This is a genomic window from Stenotrophomonas humi (assembly GCF_001431415.1).
In the GTDB taxonomy this organism is placed as follows: Bacteria; Pseudomonadota; Gammaproteobacteria; order Xanthomonadales; family Xanthomonadaceae; genus Stenotrophomonas; species Stenotrophomonas humi.
Genome location: NZ_LDJI01000012.1, coordinates 141,182 through 159,725 on the forward strand (window position 1 = coordinate 141,182; position 18,544 = coordinate 159,725).

Annotated in this window: 13 protein-coding genes; 10 read left to right on the plus strand and 3 right to left on the minus strand. The window is 65.0% G+C overall.

Annotation, left to right across the window (positions count from 1 at the left end; genetic code table 11):
* Position 1: 1 nt before the first annotated feature.
* The 8 genes from ilvG to gdhA all read left to right on the plus strand — a co-directional run bounded on the left by ilvG (position 2) and on the right by gdhA (position 9,559).
* Positions 2-1,729, plus strand: a complete 1,728-nt coding sequence (gene ilvG / locus ABB26_RS06925) for an acetolactate synthase 2 catalytic subunit (protein ID WP_057632947.1) — start codon at positions 2-4, stop codon at positions 1,727-1,729.
* A complete protein-coding gene (locus tag ABB26_RS06930) occupies positions 1,713-1,964 on the plus strand; it encodes an ACT domain-containing protein (protein WP_057632948.1) in 252 nt (83 codons plus the stop codon). The genes ilvG and ABB26_RS06930 overlap by 17 nt, the downstream gene beginning before the upstream one ends.
* Before the next feature lie 111 nt (positions 1,965-2,075).
* Positions 2,076-3,176 (plus strand): threonine dehydratase, encoded by a 1,101-nt coding sequence (locus ABB26_RS06935; protein ID WP_057632949.1) that lies wholly within the window; start codon positions 2,076-2,078, stop codon positions 3,174-3,176.
* Positions 3,173-4,726 carry a 2-isopropylmalate synthase gene (locus ABB26_RS06940; RefSeq protein ID WP_057632950.1) on the plus strand — a complete coding sequence of 518 codons (1,554 nt, stop codon included), beginning with the start codon at positions 3,173-3,175 and terminating at the stop codon, positions 4,724-4,726. Before ABB26_RS06935 ends, ABB26_RS06940 begins: the two co-directional genes overlap by 4 nt.
* A 31-nt stretch (positions 4,727-4,757) precedes the next feature.
* Positions 4,758-6,176: a 3-isopropylmalate dehydratase large subunit gene (gene leuC / locus ABB26_RS06945; protein ID WP_057632951.1), complete on the plus strand. Its 1,419-nt coding sequence runs from the start codon at positions 4,758-4,760 to the stop codon at positions 6,174-6,176.
* Positions 6,176-6,754 (plus strand): 3-isopropylmalate dehydratase small subunit, encoded by a 579-nt coding sequence (gene leuD / locus ABB26_RS06950; RefSeq protein ID WP_057632952.1) that lies wholly within the window; start codon positions 6,176-6,178, stop codon positions 6,752-6,754. Before leuC ends, leuD begins: the two co-directional genes overlap by 1 nt.
* A gap of 235 nt (positions 6,755-6,989) precedes the next feature.
* Positions 6,990-8,051 (plus strand): 3-isopropylmalate dehydrogenase, encoded by a 1,062-nt coding sequence (leuB, locus tag ABB26_RS06955; RefSeq protein ID WP_057632953.1) that lies wholly within the window; start codon positions 6,990-6,992, stop codon positions 8,049-8,051.
* Between the two features lie 158 nt (positions 8,052-8,209).
* Entirely contained in the window at positions 8,210-9,559 is a 1,350-nt protein-coding gene (gdhA, locus tag ABB26_RS06960) for an NADP-specific glutamate dehydrogenase (protein ID WP_057632954.1), read from the plus strand.
* Positions 9,560-9,621: 62 nt separating this feature from the next.
* Here gdhA and ABB26_RS06965 read toward each other — a convergent pair whose 3' ends face one another.
* The 3 genes from ABB26_RS06965 to ABB26_RS06975 form a co-directional block, all read right to left on the minus strand.
* On the minus strand, positions 9,622-12,567 hold the full coding sequence (locus ABB26_RS06965; protein ID WP_083490716.1) for a ligand-binding sensor domain-containing diguanylate cyclase: 2,946 nt from the start codon (positions 12,565-12,567) through the stop codon (positions 9,622-9,624).
* A gap of 106 nt (positions 12,568-12,673) precedes the next feature.
* Positions 12,674-15,835 (minus strand): efflux RND transporter permease subunit, encoded by a 3,162-nt coding sequence (locus tag ABB26_RS06970; RefSeq protein ID WP_057632956.1) that lies wholly within the window; start codon positions 15,833-15,835, stop codon positions 12,674-12,676.
* A 3-nt stretch (positions 15,836-15,838) separates the two neighbouring features.
* Entirely contained in the window at positions 15,839-16,963 is a 1,125-nt protein-coding gene (locus ABB26_RS06975) for an efflux RND transporter periplasmic adaptor subunit (RefSeq protein ID WP_057632957.1), read from the minus strand.
* Between the two features lie 106 nt (positions 16,964-17,069).
* Here ABB26_RS06975 and ABB26_RS06980 point away from each other — a divergent pair, with 106 nt between their 5' ends.
* Both ABB26_RS06980 and ABB26_RS06985 read left to right on the plus strand, forming a co-directional pair.
* Entirely contained in the window at positions 17,070-17,732 is a 663-nt protein-coding gene (locus tag ABB26_RS06980; RefSeq protein ID WP_057632958.1) for a TetR/AcrR family transcriptional regulator, read from the plus strand.
* A 146-nt stretch (positions 17,733-17,878) separates the two neighbouring features.
* Complete coding sequence (locus tag ABB26_RS06985) at positions 17,879-18,526, plus strand: protein-L-isoaspartate O-methyltransferase family protein (RefSeq protein WP_057632959.1); 648 nt, start codon at positions 17,879-17,881, stop codon at positions 18,524-18,526.
* Positions 18,527-18,544: the final 18 nt, after the last annotated feature.

Below are 18,544 nucleotides of genomic sequence, written 5' to 3' on the forward strand. Positions count from 1 at the left end.
CATGAACACTTCCACCCCCGGTGCGCCCCGTAACGGCGCACGCTGGCTGACGCAGGCTCTGGAAGCCGAAGGCGTGCAAACGCTGTTCGGCTACCCGGGCGGCACCATCATGCCGTTCTACGACGCATTGGTGGACTCCAGCCTCAAGCACATCCTGGTACGACACGAGCAGGGCGCGGCGCTTGCCGCCAATGGTTATGCCCGCGCAAGCGGCAAGGTAGGCGTATGCGTGGCCACCTCCGGCCCGGGTGCATCCAACCTGGTCACCGGCATTGCCGACGCCATGCTCGATTCGGTACCGATGGTGTGCCTGACCGGCCAGGTCGCTACCCCGCTGCTGGGTACCGATGCGTTCCAGGAACTGGATGTGTTCGGCATGACCATGCCGATCGTCAAGCACAGCTGGTTGGTACGCAGCGTTGATGAGCTGCCACACGTGGTTGCCGAAGCCTTCCGTGTCGCCCGCGAAGGGCGGCCCGGCCCGGTGCTGATCGACCTGCCCAAGGACGTGCAGCTGGGCGATGCCTCGCACCTGCCCGAGCATGTGCCGGCCTCGGTGGATCCGGTGCCTGCACCTTCTGCCGAACGCCTGGCTGCTGCGGTCGAGATGATTGCTTCCGCCGAAAAGCCGGTCATCTACGGCGGTGGCGGCATCGGTCTGGCCGATGCGGTTGGCGAGTTCCACCACTTCGTCGAAGCCTCCGGCATTCCGACCGTGCTGACCCTGCGTGGCCTGGGTGCATTGCCGGCCAATCATCCGCAGTACCTGGGCATGCTGGGCATGCACGGCACCCGCGCCGCCAACATGGCAGTGCAGGAGTCGGACCTGCTGATCGTGGTCGGCGCCCGTTTCGATGACCGCGCCACCGGCAAGCTGGCCGAGTTCGCGCCGTTCGCCCGCGTCATCCATCTGGATGCCGATGCCTACGAGATCTCCAAGCTGCGCGCCGTCGATATCGCCATCCCCGGCAACGTCAAGACCGGCCTGCAGGCACTGACCAGCATCCGCAGCAGCTGCAACAGCTGGCGTGCACGTTGTGCCGCCAATCGTGAAAAGTTCGCCGCACGCTACGACGCCCCCGGTCATGACATCTACGCCCCGGCGCTGCTGAAGCGGCTGAGCGAAGTGGCACCGCCGGATACCGTCATCGCCTGCGATGTCGGTCAGCACCAGATGTGGGTGGCCCAGCACTGCCGCTTCAACCACCCCCGTAACCACCTGACCTCCGGCGCGCTGGGCACGATGGGCTTCGGCCTGCCGGCAGCGATGGGCGCGCAGTTTGCCTGCCCGGACCGCACCGTGGTGCTGGTCTCCGGTGACGGCAGCTTCATGATGAACGTGCAGGAGCTGGCCACCATTGCCCGCTGTCGCCTGCCGGTGAAGATCGTGCTGCTGGACAACTCCTCGCTGGGCATGGTCCGCCAGTGGCAGGAGCTGTTCTTCGCCGAGCGTTACAGCGAGATCGACCTGTCCGACAACCCGGATTTCGCCGCGCTGGTGCAGGTGTTCGGCATTCCCGCCACCCGCATCACCCAGCGTGCGCAGGTTGAGGATGCCCTGGCCGCCATGCTGGATACACCCGGCCCGGCATTCCTGCATGTCTCCATCGACGCACGTGCCAACGTGTGGCCGCTGGTGCCACCCAACAACGCCAACAGCACCATGCTGGACAGCAACCCAGCCCATGCCAAGGCAGCGCAGGAGAGTTCCAATGCAATACCGGCTTGACCTGGTGCTGAAGCCTGCCGAAGGCGCGCTGGTGCGCGTGATCGGCATGGTCGAACGGCGCGGCTTTGCCCCCAGCAACATCGCCGGCAACCGCAATGCCGACGATGCAGGCCGCTGGCACGTGCAGATGGACATCCATGGCACGCGCCCGCCGGAAACGCTGTGCCACCAGCTGCAGAAAGTCTACGACTGCGAATCCGTGCGACTGGTACCGGTAGCAGGTGCCAGCGTATGAGCAGCGACGTAAGTGGCGTACCGGTAGTACGCCGCCGCAAGCAACGGAGGCGTCTTCTTCGACGCGAACAGTCGACAGCTGGTTCGCTCGTATCCGGTGACGGCCACGTACATGCCTGACCGTGGCCGCGCCGTCGCAGTTGCAACACCCGCTGACGCGTTTAACGTCAGCGTTGCCGACGTATTGGCCGCGCAGGCACGCCTGCGCCGTTTTCTGCCGCCTACCCCACTGCATTACGCCGAGCGGTTCGGCACCTGGTTGAAGCTGGAAAACCTGCAGCGCACCGGTTCCTACAAGGTGCGCGGCGCATTGAACGCAATGCTGGCGGCGCTGGAACGTGGCGATGAGCGCCCGGTGATCTGTGCCTCGGCCGGCAACCACGCCCAAGGCGTGGCCTGGGCGTCGCATCGTCTGGGTGTGCAGGCGATCACGGTGATGCCGCATGGTGCACCGGCCACCAAGATCGCCGGCGTCCAGCATTGGGGCGCTACCGTACGCCAACACGGCACCAGCTACGACGAAGCCTTCACCTTCGCCCGCGAACTGGCCGAACAGAATGGCTACCGTTTCCTGTCTGCGTTCGATGACCCCGATGTGATCGCCGGGCAAGGCACGCTGGGTATCGAACTGGCGCCACATGCGCCGGACGTGGTGATCGTGCCGATCGGCGGCGGCGGCCTGGCCTCCGGTGTGGCACTGGCATTGAAGTCACAAGGCGTGCGCATCATCGGTGCGCAGGTGGAAGGCGTCGATTCGATGGCCCGCGCCATCCGTGGCGACATCAACGAAATCGATCCGGTGCCCACCCTGGCCGACGGCGTCAAGGTCAAGATCCCCGGATTCATCACCCGCCGCCTGTGCGCCAGCCTGCTGGACGACATCGTCATCGTGCGCGAAGCCGAGCTGCGCGAGACGCTGGTGCGCCTGGCACTGGAAGAACACATCATTGCCGAAGGCGCCGGCGCGCTGGCGCTGGCCGCAGGCCGCCGCGTCTCCGGCAAGCGCAAGTGTGCCGTGGTATCCGGCGGCAACATCGATGCCACGGTATTGTCGACATTGCTGTCTGAAGTACGCCCCAGCCCACCACGCAAACCTCGACGGCGTAACGCCGAACGACTTAGAAGCCGTGTCGTTGCATCGACACAGCGCAGCTCCAAATCCGAATCCCCCCAAATTTCCGTTACCGCCGCAGTCGAGGAGACCCTCTGGTGAATACTCCAACCAACAATACCCCGCGAATTACCATCTTCGACACGACCCTGCGCGATGGTGAGCAATCACCCGGCTGCAGCATGACGCCGCCACAGAAGCTGGTGATGGCAAGGGCGCTGGCGGAACTGGGCGTGGACGTGATCGAAACCGGCTTCCCCGCAAGTTCGCAGTCCGACCGCGAAGCCATGGCGCTGATCGGCCGCGAGGTACGACAGCCGGTGCTGGCGGTGCTGTCGCGCTGCCTGGCCGGCGATATCGAAACCTCGGTCAAGGCGTTGGAAGCCGCAGCGCGCCCGCGCCTGCACGTATTCCTGTCCACCAGCCCGCTGCATCGCGAGCACAAGCTGCGCATGAGCAAGGAGCAGGTGCTGGAATCGGTGCACAAGCATGTGAGCATGGCGCGCGGCTATCTGGATGACATCGAGTTCTCGGCAGAAGACGCCACCCGTACCGAGTTGGACTTCCTGACCGAAATCACCCAGGTCGCCATCGCTGCAGGCGCGCGCACCATCAACCTGCCCGACACCGTTGGCTTCACCACGCCGGAAGAAATCCGCGCGATGTTCCAGCACGTGATCGGCAATGCCGCCGGTGCCGACAAGGTCATCTTCAGCACCCACTGCCACAACGATCTGGGCCTGGCCGTAGCCAACTCGCTGGCCGCCATCGAAGGCGGTGCGCGCCAGGTGGAAGGGTCGATCAATGGCATCGGCGAGCGCGCCGGCAACTGCGCGCTGGAAGAAATCGCGATGGTGCTGAAGGTACGCAACGCCTTCTACAACTTCGACACCGGCTTCGACACCCAGCGCATCGTGCCCACCTCGCAGCTGCTGCAGCGCCTGGTCGGCATGCCGGTCCAGCGCAACAAGGCCATCGTCGGCGCCAATGCGTTCGCGCATGAGTCCGGCATCCACCAGCACGGCATGCTGCGCAACCGCAACACCTACGAAATCATGCGCCCGGAAGACGTGGGCTGGGAATCCTCGCAGATGGTGCTGGGCCGCCACAGCGGCCGCGCTGCAGTCGAGGCACGCCTGCGTGCGCTGGGCTACTGGCTGGAAGAGGAAGAGCTGAAGCTGGTGTTCGAGCAGTTCAAGGCCCTGTGCGAGCAGCAGCGCGTGGTGACCGACGCCGACCTGCAGACCCTGATGCAGGGCACCTCCAGCAGCGACGGTTACCGCCTGGCATCAATGACCATCAGCGATGTCGGCAGCCGTGCCAACGCGCTGGTCGAGCTGTCCGATCCGGAAGGCAACCGCGTCGCCGAAACCGCACAGGGCGATGGCCCGGTCGATGCGCTGTTCTCGGCATTGTCGGCCGCTACCGGCGTGCAGCTCACCCTGGACAGCTACCACGTGCACAGCGTCGGCATTGGTGCCGATGCGCGCGGCGAAGCCAACCTGAGCGTGCGCCACGCAGGCGAAATCCTGGAAGGCACCGGCACCAGCCGTGACATCATCGAAGCCAGCGCACTGGCCTGGTTGGATGTCACCAACCGTCTGTTGCGCCAGCGCGAAAGCGTGCAGACCCAGGAAGCCGTCAGCGCTTGAGCGCGACGGCACATAGGCAACGGAATAGACAATGAGCTCCGCACCCAAAACCCTGTACGACAAACTGTGGGACGCGCACGTCGTCGTCCCTGAATCCGACAGCGCGCCCGCCGTGCTGTACATCGATCTGCACCTGATCCACGAAGTCACTTCGCCGCAGGCCTTCACCGAACTGCGCGAGCGCGGCATCGCACCGCGCCGCCCGGAACGCACCAAGGCGACGATGGATCACTCCACGCCGACCACCCCGGCAGGCGCCGATGGCAGGTTCACCTATGCCAGCAAGGCCTCTGAAGCGCAGGTCGACATGCTGGCCAAAAACTGTGCCGAGTACGGCATCGAGTTGTTCGACATGGCCTCGGCCAGCCGCGGCATCGTCCATGTCATCGCACCGGAGCAGGGCTTCACCCAGCCCGGCATGACCATTGTCTGCGGTGACAGTCACACCTCCACGCACGGCGCGTTCGGCTCGCTGGCGTTCGGCATCGGCACCAGTGAAGTCGGCCATGTGCTGGCCACGCAGTGCCTGCTGCAGCGCAAAGCCAAAACCATGGCGATCACGGTTGATGGCGTGGTTGCGCCTGGCGTCGGCGCCAAGGACGTGGTGCTGCACATCATCGGTGTGATCGGCGTCAACGGTGGCACCGGCCATGTGCTGGAGTTCCGTGGCTCGGCGATCCGCGCGATGGACATGGAGCAGCGCATGACCCTGTGCAACATGTCCATCGAAGCCGGCGCACGCGCCGGCATGGTCGCACCGGACCAGATCACCTTCGACTGGGTCGCCAGGACCCCGCGTGGCCCCAAGGGCGCCGACTTCGACAAGGCCGTGGCGTACTGGTCCTCATTGAGCAGCGACGAAGGCGCACGCTTCGATGTGGAAGTGCATATCGATGCTGCCGACATCCGTCCGACCCTGACCTGGGGCACGCACCCGGGCACCGCGATTGCCGTTGATGCGCCGATTCCGGCCGCCAACGATGCAGCCGCCCAGAAGGGACTGGATTACATGAAGTTCGAGGCTGGCCACAGCTTGATCGGGACGCCGGTAGACGTTGTGTTTGTCGGCTCCTGCACCAATGGCCGCTTGAGCGACATGCGCGAAGTGGCACAGGTGCTGCGCGGTCGTCAGGTCGCCGATGGCGTACGCATGCTGGTGGTACCGGGCTCGGAGATCGTCAAGCGCGATGCCGAAGCCGAAGGCATCCACGAGATCGTGCGCGCCGCCGGCGCGGAATGGCGCGAACCGGGTTGTTCGATGTGCATCGCCATGAATGGCGATCTGGTCGCACCGGGCCAGTTGGCGGTGAGCACCAGCAACCGCAATTTCGAAGGCCGTCAGGGCCCTGGGTCGCGCACCTTGTTGGCCTCGCCGATGAGCGCTGCATGGGCAGCGGTGAATGGCCGCGTTGCCGATACCCGCGATCTGTTTGCCAAGGAGGTGGCGTGATGGCCGCACTGACCACGATCACCTCGCGCAGCGTGGTGCTGCGCCAGACCAACATCGATACCGACCAGATCATTCCGGCGCGGTTCCTGTCCACCACCGAACGCGCAGGACTGGGCAAGAACGCCTTCAACGACTGGCGCTGGCAGGCCGATGGCACGCCGACGCTGGACTTCGCCTTCAACAAGCCGGAGAACGAAGGCCGCGCGATCCTGCTGGCCGGGCGCAACTTCGGTTGCGGCTCCTCGCGTGAGCACGCGCCCTGGGCACTGACCGACCTGGGCCTGCGCGCCATCGTGAGCAGCGAGATCGCCGACATCTTCCGTGGCAACTCGCTGAAGAACGGGCTGCTGCCGATCGTGCTGGACGAAGCCGACGTACAGGAATTGATGCAGAACCCGGACGACGAGCTGACCGTTGACGTTGCTGCACGTGAGCTGCGCACGTCGTCCGGCAAGACCTATTCGTTCCCGCTGGATGGTTTCTCGCAGACCTGCCTGCTGGAAGGCGTGGATCAGCTGGGCTGGCTGCTCGGCCGTGCCGATGAGATCGCGCGGTATGAGGCTGCGCTGGTAGCGTGAGACTCCAGTCCTTCTCCCTTCGGGAGACAGCCCGGCAGGATTGTCGGACTGCACGGCGCAGCCGCCCCTAGGGTGAGGCACAGGGAAGTGCCGAATGCAGGTGCCCCGTAGGGGGCGGATGAGGGTAAGGCAAGCTTCACACGGCCAAACAGCGTACTGCCCCCTACCCTCTCCCCAACCCCTCTCCCGCAGGGAGAGGGGCTTCAAAAAACAAAACAGCAACCGGAACCCTTACATGCAAGCCAACATCGTCGTACTGCCGGGTGACGGCATCGGTCCTGAAATCACCGCCGTCGCCGTCGACGTACTCAGGGCCGTCGCTGCCCGCTTCGGCCATAGCTTCACCTTCAGCGAACACGACATCGGCGGCATCGCCATCGACAACCACGGCGAGCCGCTCCCGGCCAGCACCCTTGATGCCTGTGCCAAGGCCGACGCGGTTCTGCTCGGCGCGGTCGGTGGCCCGAAGTGGTCCGACCCCAATGCCAAGGTGCGCCCGGAGCAAGGCCTGCTCGCCATCCGCAAGGCGTTGGGCCTGTTCGCCAACCTGCGCCCGGTGCGCACGCATCCTGCCGCCTTGAATGCTTCGCCCATCAAGCCGGAGCTGCTCAGGGACGTGGACTTCATCGTCGTGCGCGAACTCACCGGCGGCATCTACTTCGGCGACAAGACCCGCGATGCCGACAGCGCCAGCGACCTGTGCCGCTACACCACGGTCGAGATCGAGCGCGTGCTGCGCAGCGCCTTCCGCCTGGCGCAGCAACGTCGCGGCAAGCTGACCTCGGTGGACAAGGCCAACGTGCTCGAAACCTCCCGTCTGTGGCGGGACATCGCCGCACGCATCGGCCGCGAGGAGTTCCCGGACGTCGAACTGGAGCACCAGCTGGTCGATTCGATGGCCATGCACCTGATCTCCAAGCCGCGCGCCTACGATGTGATCGTCACCGAGAACATGTTCGGCGACATCCTCACCGACGAAGCTTCGATGCTGGCCGGCTCGCTGGGCCTGCTGCCCTCCGCTTCGCTGGGCGAGGAAGGCAAGGTCGGCATCTTCGAACCGATCCACGGCTCGGCACCGGACATCGCCGGCAAGGGCATCGCCAACCCGTACGCCACCATTCTCAGCGCGGCAATGCTGCTGCGCCATTCGCTGGGGCTGGAAGCCGAAGCGACCACCATTGAAGCGGCAGTGAGCGCCGCGCTCGATGCAGGCCAGTTCACGGCCGATCTCGCCGCGCAAGGGCAGGCACTTTCCACGCAGCAAGCCGCGCAGGCCGTGCTTGCGCAGCTCACCTAGTTGCAAGCGGACGCGGCCATTGGCCGCGTCTTTGTTTGTGCCGGCGCAACCCCAACCGCGCCGCACACAATTGATTGGCGGCACGTTTCCGCCGGGTGGACAAACCGTTCTGCTTTTCATTCTTGGATCTGTCGCTTCAGATCCCCCTCCTGAGAGGAATGCACTTGAACTACCGTAGCCCCGACGACTTCCTGGCCCATGTGGCCAAGCGCGACCCCAACCAGTCCGAGTTCCTGCAGGCCGTGAAGGAAGTCAGCCACAGCCTGTGGCCGTTCCTGCAACGCAACCCGAAGTACACGCAGCACGGCCTGTTGGAACGGTTGGTCGAACCGGAGCGGGTGATTCAGTTCCGTGTGGCATGGGCCGACGACAAGGGCCAGACCCACGTCAACCGCGCCTGGCGCGTGCAACACAGCTCAGCCATCGGCCCGTTCAAGGGCGGCATGCGCTTCCACCCGTCGGTGAACCTGTCGATCCTGAAATTTCTGGCCTTCGAACAGACCTTCAAGAATGCACTGACCACTCTGCCCATGGGCGGCGGCAAGGGCGGCTCGGACTTCGATCCCAAGGGCAAGAGCGATGGCGAGGTGATGCGTTTCTGCCAGGCGTTGATGCTGGAGCTTTACCGCCACCTCGGCCCGGATACCGATGTGCCGGCCGGCGATATCGGCGTAGGCGCACGCGAAGTCGGCTTCATGGCCGGCATGATGAAAAAGCTCAGCAACGATGCCTCCTGTGTTTTCACCGGCAAGGGCCTGGCGTTCGGCGGCAGCCTCATGCGCCCGGAGGCTACCGGTTACGGCACGGTCTATTTCGTCGAGCAGATGCTGCATCACGCGCGCCGCGAAACCCATGGCGCCAAGGTGCTGGTGTCCGGCTCTGGCAACGTTGCCCAGTTCGCCGCGATCAAGGCCGCTGAACTCGGCGCGCGCGTGCTCACCTTCTCCGATTCGGGCGGCACCTTGTATGCGCGCGATGGCTTCGACGAGCTGGGCATCAACGAGGTGATGACGTTGAAGAACGAACGTCGCGGTCGCCTGGCCGAACTGGCTGGCGACGCGCGTTTCGAGTTCCTCCCGGACCGCCGCCCGTGGCACATCCCGGCCGACATCGCGCTGCCCTGCGCCACCCAGAACGAACTGGACGAAACCGACGCACGCACCCTGGTCAGCAATGGCGTGCAGTGCGTTGCCGAAGGCGCGAACATGCCATCAACGCTGGAAGCGGTGGATGTATTCCTGCAGGCCGGCACCCTGTATGCGCCGGGCAAGGCCAGCAATGCCGGTGGCGTGGCGACATCGGGCCTGGAAATGAGCCAGAACGCGCTGCGTCTTTCCTGGCGTCACGCCGATGTGGATGAACGCCTGCATGTGATCATGAAAGAGATCCACGCCAACTGCGTACACCATGGCATTCGCGCCGACGGCAGCGTCAATTACGTGGATGGCGCCAACATCGCTGGTTTCGTCAAAGTGGCCGACGCCATGCTGGCGCAAGGGCTGTACTGAGCAATGCACGAGCGTGGGCCGGGAGTACTCCGGCCCACATCGTCATGCAGCCGAAGCAGCTGTCACGACAGCACCCGGTTGCGGCCCTCGCGCTTGGCGCGATACAGATGCCGGTCGGCTGCGGCCAGCAAGGTACGTATCGTGTCCTGATCCTGGCCCAACGCCGCCACGCCGATGCTGACGGAGATCGCGATGTCCGGGTCCACTTCCTCAAGACGCAGGCGCGCCAGGCGCATCCGCAATTCCTGCAGCAGCATCACCGCCTTGTCCAGCGACATGCCGCACAGCACGATCAGGAACTCCTCACCACCGTAACGCGAGACGTACTGCCCTGCCCCCAACTGCAGCTGCAGCAGGCCCGCCACTTCACGCAGTACACGGTCACCGGCTTCGTGGCCGAAACGGTCGTTGACATGCTTGAAGTGGTCGATATCCAGCAGCGCCACATTCAATGAAGTACCAGTCCGCGCGGCTTCGCCCAGCATCTGCTGCAGATGGGCATCGCCTGCGCGGCGATTCGGCAGCCCGGTCAGCGCATCATGCATCGCCATGTATTCCAGGCGCTGCATCAGGTTGTCGCGCTCCACCCCGGCCTGTTCCAGCGCATGGTTCTTCTCGCGCAGCTCCTGCGTGCGTGCACCGATCTCGGTATTGAGCAGACGCTGGCGCCGGCGATAGCTGGCGGTGCGCCAACTGATCAGCAACAACAGCAGGCCCACCATCGTCGCAGCGGCCAGCAGCAACACCCAGGGCCGCTGCCAGTAAGGTGCGGCGATGTCGAAGGTGATGCTGGTTTCCCCCACGCGCTCGCGGTTGTCCCAATCCAACGGCAACGCGATGGATTGAACCCGCAGCCGGTACCTGCCGGGCTGCAGGTTGGTATACACCGCTTCGGTGCGGCTGCCGGCATCCACCCAGTCGGCATCGAAGCCTTCCATCCGGTAGCGGTAACGCATCTTGTCCGGCGCGCGGAAACCCAGCCCGGCATAGGCCACGGCAATGCGCTCCACTTCGGCAGGCAGGTCGTAGGCCACCCGCACCGACTGCGGCGTGCCATCGACTTCGACGCTTTCAATCGCCATCGGGGCCTTGCGCTGACGCACATAGCCATCGGCACGCGCCGGATCGATCAACGCCAGGCCACCGGCGGTGGGGAACAGCAGCAGGCCTTCGCGCGTCATCCACCCGGCCGGTGACGAAGCGCCATTGCCCTGGCTGCTGGGCATGCCGTCGTTGTGGTCGACCACATGCACCGCCAGATGACTGCGCGCGGCGGCAGCCACCGCCACCAGATCACTACGCTCCAGCCGGAACACGCCCTGGTTGCTGGACAACCACAGATGCCCATTGCCGTCATCGATGATGCGGAACAACTTGTCGCGCGGGAGGCCGTTGCGGTGGTCGAACACAGTGAAGTCCAGGCCGCGCTTGCGCAGCAGTCCGTGGTCGGTGGCTATCCACAGATCGCCGTTGGCGTCACCGAGGAAATCGAAAACGTAGCGCGCCGGGAAATCCCCGTCCGCCGACCACGCCTGCAGGCGGCCATCGGCGCCCATTGCGGCCATACCGCCATTGCAGCCGATCCACAGCACCCCTGCCGGATCGCGGTAGAGCGAAAGCACCGCCAACCCCGGCAGCCCTTCCTCCTCGCCGTAGTGGCGCAACTCGCCGTCGCGGTAGCGGTACACGCCATCACTACTGCCAATCCAAACGGTGCCATCGTCATCCACCCGCAGCGCGCGCACCAAAGGCTGCAACGCCCCGGGCAGGATGATCTGCTGGCGCACCCGGCCACTGCCATCGAGCCGGTAGACGCCCCTGTTGTACGTGCCGGCCCAGACCTCGTCGCCGTGCGAGGCCAGCGCCAGCACCGAGGCGTCACGTCCGCTGCCCGATACCAGGCGCACCGGCACGGCCCGCTCGCCCTGGAGCCGGTTCAAGCCTTCCGAATGGCCAACCCAGACCACACCATCGTCGGACTGGATCACCGCCCGTACGTAATCCGAGCCCAGTCCGTCGGCGTGGGTCAGGCCGCGTGCCGCGCCCTCGTCCACCCGGAACAGGCCATCGGTACTACCGGCCCAGACCAGGCCCTCGCGGTCAATCATCAACGCCGGACTGACCTGGCCGGGGATCACAATGCGCTCGCTGTGGCCGTCGACATAGCGCTCCAGGCGCCCGGCCGACAGACTCATCCACAACGCGCCGTTGGCATCTCGGCGTACCGAGTCCACCCGTTCGCCCGCCAGCAGATGCTCCTGTCGCCCATCCCCGTGCAGCCAATGGATGCCGTCGTCTGCCGCCACGATCCAGCCACCTTGGGTATCGTCGACCAGGTCGCGCACCACCCAGCCGGCCGTCGCCTTCCAGGGGGCCAGCCTGCCCTTCCAGACGCGGTGGACGCCGTGTTCGGTCGCCACCAGCAGGGCGCCATCGCGGTCACTGCTCAACGCGGTGATCGGGACCCTCGGCAACCCCATTTCAGCGCCGGCATCGATCAGTTGACCGGATGTCATCAGCCGCAACAACCGTTCCGCCGAGGCGATCCACAGCGCGCCGGAGGAATCGCGCAGCATCGCGCTGACCGGCAGATGGCGCGTTGCCTCCCCGCCCACGGCTTCCCAGCGGCCACGGTGGTAGCGGTAGATCCCATCGGACATGGTGCCAAACAGCATCGCGCCATCCGCCTCGGCCAGGATGCTCTGCACCCCGGACAACTCCACGCCTGGCGTGTTCTGGCGGTCAAAGACGGTGAAGCTGCGGCCGTTGAAACGAACCGCGCCCTCCCAGGTGCCCAGCCAGATGAAGCCGTCACTGCCCTGCGCCACCGACTGCACCAGGTTGTGCGGCAACCCTTGCTCCATCCCCCAACCGGCCACGGTGTGCCGGGTTGCGGCGGCCAACGGCCCTGCACCGACGATCAGCAGCAACAGGCAACAGCCCAGCGTCCGCGCCAACCACAGGGCACGGGAACGGCGAGCACCAGCATTGGACGGACTACGGGACAACCCTGCCTCCCCAGGCGTGGCCGGCCCCAGCCGGCCGGCTGTCCCAATTTAGCATTCCGCCGTGCGATTCACCCCTTCACAGGGATGAATCAGGCCAGCGGCGGACTCAGTGGGTCGCCTCGTCCGGGCGCACCCGGAACCAGGCCGCATACAGCGCCGGCAGGAACACCAGCGTCAGCACGGTACCCACGATCAGGCCGCCCATGATCGAGATCGCCATCGAGCCGTAGAACGCACTGCGCGACAGCGGGATCATCGCCAGCACCGCGGCCAGCGCCGTCAGCACGATCGGCCGGAAGCGCCGCACCGTCGCATCGATGATCGCGTGCCAGCGGTCATGGCCGGCGTCGATGTCCTGCTGGATCTGGTCGATCAGGATCACCGAGTTGCGCATGATCATGCCCGCCAGGGCGATGGTGCCCAGCATCGCCACGAAACCAAACGGCACGCGGAAGATCAGCAGGAACAAGGTGGCACCGATGATGCCCAGCGGTGCGGTCACGAATACCATCGCCGCCCGCGAGAAGCTGCGCAGCTGCAACATCAACAGTGTCGCCACCACCACCAGGAACAGCGGCATGCCGGCCTTGATCGAGTTCTGGCCGCGCGCCGAATCCTCGACCGTGCCACCGGTTTCCAGCAGGTAACCGTCCGGCAGCTGCGCGCGGATGTCTTCCAGGGTCGGCAGGATCTGTTCGACCACTCCCACCGGCAGCATGCCGTCGCCGATATCGGCGCGCACGGTGACGGTCGGCAGGCGGTCGCGATGCCAGATGATGCCGTCCTCGAACACATGCTCCAGGCGCGCCACCTGTGACAACGACACCGGCTTGCCGCTTTCGGTCGGAATGGCCAGGCTGCCCAGCATGTCCAGGCGTGCGCGCTCATCATCCGGGCCACGCAGCAGCATGCCGATCTGGCGATTGCCTTCGCGGTAGGTACTGACGCTGGTACCCGACAGCGAGCTGCTCAGGAACTGCGCCAGCTGCGCGCTGCTCACGCCCAACGCACGGGCACGGTCCTGGTCCACGACCAACCGCACCACCTTGCTGGGCTCGCTCCAGTTGAGGTTGACGTTGGTGGTGTGCGGGTTTTCGCGCACCTTGTCCGCCACCTTCTGGGCAAGTGCCTGGACACGTTCGATATGTTCACCGGACACGCGGAACTGCACCGGGTAGCCCACGGGCGGACCGTTTTCCAGGCGGGTCACGCGCAACTGCACATCGTTGAACTTCGGCACCACTTCCTTCAACAACCACTCGCGCACTTCCTCGCGCGCATGGATGTCATCGGCCAGCACCACGTACTGGGCGAAGTTGGTGGCCGGCAGCTGCTGATCCAGCGGCAGGTAGAAACGTGGCGAACCACTGCCCACATAACCAACGTAGTTGGCGATGCCCTTGCGCTGCTTCAGCAGCGACTCGAACTTGTGCGCCTGCGCCTGGGTGGCGGTCAGTGACGCACCTTCGGCCAGTTCGATATCCACCATCAGCTCGGGGCGGGTCGAATCCGGGAAGAACTGCTGCGGCACGAAACGGAACATCACCAGCGAGAACACGAACAAGCCGATGGTGGCGAAGATCACCAGCCAACGGCGCCGCAGGCAGGCATCCAGGAAACGTCGGAAGCGCTGGTAGAACGCACTCTTGTACGGGTCGTGGTCGTGCGACAGCTCTTTGGGACGGACCAGGTTGGCCAGTGCCGGATTGCGGTCGGCCCAACGCAGGCGCAACGCATGCCAGCGCGCGGCCAGGCTGCCGGGCTTGGGCGGCTGCGGGTTGTGCAGGTCCGGCAGCATCTTGTCACCCAGGTACGGGATGAACAGCACCGCGGCAATCCACGACACCACCAGCGCAATCGTCACCACCTGGAACAACGAGCGCGTGTACTCACCGGTGCTCGATGCCGCGGTGGCGATCGGCAGGAAGCCGGCGGCGGTGATCAGCGTGCCGGTCAGCATCGGGAACGCCGTGGACTCCCAGGCAAAGCTCGCCGCACGCAATCGGTCGTAGCCCTGCTCCATCTTGGTGGCCATCATCTCCACCGCGATGATCGCGTCATCCACCAGCAGGCCCAGCGCCAGCACCAGCGCGCCGAGTGAAATCTTGTGCAGGCCGATGTCGAACAGATGCATGACGAAGAACGTCATCGCCAGCACCAACGGGATCGATACCGCCACCACCAGCCCGGTCCGCAGGCCCAGCGAGAAGAAGCTCACCAGCAGCACGATCACCACCGCCTCGGTAAGCACCTTGATGAACTCGCCTACCGAATCCTTCACCGCATGCGGCTGGTCGGACACCTTGCGCAGTTCCATGCCGGTTGGCAGCGTCTTCTGCAGCTGGGCGAACTGCTCATCCAGGGTCTTGCCCAGCTTGAGGATGTCGCCGCCGTTCTTCATCGCCACCGCGATGCCGATGGCGTCTTCGCCCATGAAGCGCATCTTGGCCGAGGCCGGGTCGGCAAAACCGCGCTTGACCTCGGCAATGTCGCCCAGGCGCACGGTGCGGTCACCGGCGCGGATCGGGAAATCGCGGATCTCCTGCACCGATTTGAACTGGCCGGTGATGCGCAGCTGCACACGGTCGGTGGGTGTCTCGAACCAGCTGGCCGGTGCCATCGCGTTCTGCTGCGACAACGCCTGCTGCACCTGCTGCATCGACACACCCAGCGTGGCCAGCTTGGTGTTGGACAGCTCAATCCATACTTTCTCGTCCTGCAGGCCGAGCAGATCCACCTTACCGACATCGTCCACCCGCTGCAGTTCCAGCTGGATGCGGTCGGCGTAATCGCGCATCAACGCATAGTCGAAGCCCTTGCCGGTCAGCGCGTAGATGTTGCCGAAGGTGTCACCGAACTCGTCATTGAAGAACGGGCCGATCACTTCGGCCGGCAACTGCGAATGGATGTCGCCTACCTTCTTGCGCACCTGGTAGAACAGCTCCGGCACATCCTTGGAGCGCATCGAATCGCGCGCCATGAAGATCACCTGCGATTCGCCCGGTCGCGAGTACGACTGGATGAACTCGAACTCACCGGTGTTCATCAACGCCTTTTCAATCGGCTCGGTGACCTGCTTGGATACCTGCTCGGCGGTGGCACCGGGCCACATCGTCTGCACCACCATCGCCTTGAAGGTGAAGGGCGGATCTTCGGACTGCCCCAGGTGCTTGTACGACCACGCACCGATGACCGCCATGGCGATCATCATGAACAACACCAGCGGGCGATTGCTCAACGCCCATTCGGAAAGATTGAAGCGGCGCACGCCTCACTCCCCTTTTTTGACGGCCGGAGCCGACGTCAGGACCGGGCGGTTGTTACGGTCCACCGCCGTCACCTGCTGGCCTTCGCGCAGCAGATGACCACCGGCGGCGACGACCCACTCATCGCCCTTCAGGCCCTGCAGCACCGGCACCTGCTCGGGGCCATAGGTGCCCAACGTCACCGCACGTCCCTGCAACGTGCCATTGGCCGGGTTCACCACCCAGACGCTGGCCTGTTGATCCGACTTGCCCGGCTGTACCGCCGCCAGCGGCACGTTCAGCACACCGTCCTTGCCATGGCTGACGAAAACGCGCGCGCTCTGGCCCAGCTCCACTTCACTCAGCGCTTCCGGCGCCAGACTCACCCGCGCCGCATAGGTGCGGGTCTGCGGATCAGCGGCGGCGGCGATTTCACGGATGCTGCCCGGCAGGTGCTTGCCCGGCTGGTTCCACAGTTCCACCTGGACCGCCTGGCCCACACTGAAATCGCGGATCGTGCTTTCCGGCAAGGCGATGGCGACTTCGCGCGCGCCATCGGCAGCCAGTGCATAGATGGTCTGACCGGCGGCGACCACCTGCCCGGCCTCGGCCTCACGGCTGGCGATCATGCCGGCCTCCGGCGCACGCAACTGCGCATAACCGGCCTGGTTGCGGCTGACATCCAGATTGGCACGGGCTGCATCGGCCTGGCCCTGCGCCGCTTTCAGCGCCGCCGTCTGCGCATCCAGCGCGGAACGGCTGACCAGTTGCTGCTCGGCCAGCGCTGCATAGCGCTTGTGTTCATCGCGGGCGCGCACCAGATCCGCCTCGGCCGCGGCGTACTGCGCCTGCGCCGCACGTGCCTGCAGCTCGTAATCGGCGACGTCCAGCACAGCCAGCAGCTGGCCCTTGCTCACCCGTTGGCCGACATCCACTTCACGGCGCAGCAGCTTGCCACCCACACGGAACGACAGCGCCGCCTCTTCGCGTGCGCGCACCTCGCCCGGATACGCGGCCACCGCCATGCCATCACTGCCATCGGGGTGAACCACAAACACGGGGAGCGCCGGCGCCGGCGCGGTTTCGGGTTTGCCACAAGCGGCAAGCAAGGCCAACAACAGGCCGCTGCCAATCCATCGAAGGTTGTTCATGAGTAGGGTCGCGAACGCAAGGGGAAGGAGGCGGCGAGCTTTCGGCGCCATTACTGAACGACGCGGTATAGTATAAATATCGAACCAGCTGGTCTAGTATTGAACGATGTCTTCGAAAACTCCCTCCCATGACGCCGTGAAACCGGCGGTACGCAGTTCTGGTCCGGGCCGCCCGAAAGACCTGAGCAAGCGTGCGGCCATTCTGGACGCGGCCAAGGAGATGTTCGTCGAACAGGGTTTCAATGGCGTGAGCATGGACGGTATCGCTGCCAGTGCCGGCGTGTCCAAACTTACCGTCTACAGCCACTTTGGTGACAAGGAAGCGCTCTTTACCGAGGCGATCCAGGCCAAATGCGTGGAGATGATGCCCGACGAGCTGTTCGTCACCGACAGCGAAGGCCCGTTGCGTGACCAGCTGCTGGGCATCGGCCATGCGTTTTTCACGCTGATCAGCAGCGACGCGGCCATCGCCACACAGCGCATGATGATGACCCCGGATACCGACGACCGCATCCGCCAGATGTTCTGGCAGGCCGGCCCGGCGCGTACCGAGACCGCGCTGTCCGACTTCCTCGGCGCCCGGGTGGCCCGTGGCGAGCTGGCCATTGACGACCCGCACCTGGCCGCGCGCCAGTTCTTCTGCCTGATCAAGGGTGAAGTGCACACGCACATGATGTGCGGCCTGTGTGCCGCACCGGGACAACTCGATGCGGCCGCCCACATCACCGCCAGCGTCGATTTCTTCCTGCGGGCCTATGAACCCCGCTGAGCCCGGCCCACCAAGCTGAATGAACTGGTGGTCCCGATGACTTCCGGCACTCCGACCCCCGACACCGCACGGCGATGCTTGGCCGCACCTGCCGCGTACTAACCGCTAAAATGGCCAGCCCACTGCGCTGGAATGATGAGCTTCCCATGACGATCAATTACTCCCACGTCCGCGAAATGATGGTTGAACAGCAGGTCCGCCCTTGGGAGGTGCTGGATATCCGCGTTCTGGACGTGCTGGCCCGCCTGCCGCGTGAAGCCTTTGTCGCCGAGTCCCATCGTGCGCTGGCCTACACCGATGTCGAGCTGCCGCTGGGGCATGGTCAGAAGATGATGAAGCCGGTCGTTGAAGGCCGCACGCTGCAGGCACTGGATCTGCAACCGGGTGATGAAGTGCTGGAAATCGGCACCGGCAGCGGCTACATCAGCGCCTGCCTGGGCCAGCTGGCCCGCGAAGTGCTCAGCCTGGAGATCCAGCCGGAGCTCGCAGAGCGCGCCCGCCAGAACCTGGATGCCGCCAAGCTCGGCAGCAACGTCCGTATTGAAGTGGCCGATGCGCTGAACTGGCAGACTCAGCGTCAATTCGACGCCATCTGCATCACCGGTGCGGTAGAAACCGTACCGAGCCAGTTCCTCAAGCTGCTGCGTCCGGGTGGCCGCCTGTTCGTCATCCAGGGCAGGTCCCCGGTGATGGAAGCACTGCTGGTCAACGCCGACGGCAGCAGCAAGTCGTTGTTTGAAACCGATATCGACTATCTGCAGGGCGCCGCCCCCGCACCGCAATTCCAACTCTAAAAACGTCCAAGGAAGCCG

Excerpts from the sequence above, each read along its gene's own strand:
- ilvG (WP_057632947.1), top strand. The coding sequence starts at position 2 with ATGAACACTTCCACCCCCGGTGCGCCCCGTAACGGCGCACGCTGGCTG.
- ABB26_RS06930 (WP_057632948.1), top strand. The coding sequence starts at position 1,713 with ATGCAATACCGGCTTGACCTGGTGCTGAAGCCTGCCGAAGGCGCGCTG.
- ABB26_RS06935 (WP_057632949.1), top strand. The coding sequence starts at position 2,076 with ATGCCTGACCGTGGCCGCGCCGTCGCAGTTGCAACACCCGCTGACGCG.
- leuC (WP_057632951.1), top strand. The coding sequence starts at position 4,758 with ATGAGCTCCGCACCCAAAACCCTGTACGACAAACTGTGGGACGCGCAC.
- leuD (WP_057632952.1), top strand. The coding sequence starts at position 6,176 with ATGGCCGCACTGACCACGATCACCTCGCGCAGCGTGGTGCTGCGCCAG.
- leuB (WP_057632953.1), top strand. The coding sequence starts at position 6,990 with ATGCAAGCCAACATCGTCGTACTGCCGGGTGACGGCATCGGTCCTGAA.
- gdhA (WP_057632954.1), top strand. The coding sequence starts at position 8,210 with ATGCACTTGAACTACCGTAGCCCCGACGACTTCCTGGCCCATGTGGCC.
- ABB26_RS06975 (WP_057632957.1), bottom strand. The coding sequence starts at position 16,963 with ATGAACAACCTTCGATGGATTGGCAGCGGCCTGTTGTTGGCCTTGCTT.
- ABB26_RS06980 (WP_057632958.1), top strand. The coding sequence starts at position 17,070 with ATGTCTTCGAAAACTCCCTCCCATGACGCCGTGAAACCGGCGGTACGC.
- ABB26_RS06985 (WP_057632959.1), top strand. The coding sequence starts at position 17,879 with ATGACGATCAATTACTCCCACGTCCGCGAAATGATGGTTGAACAGCAG.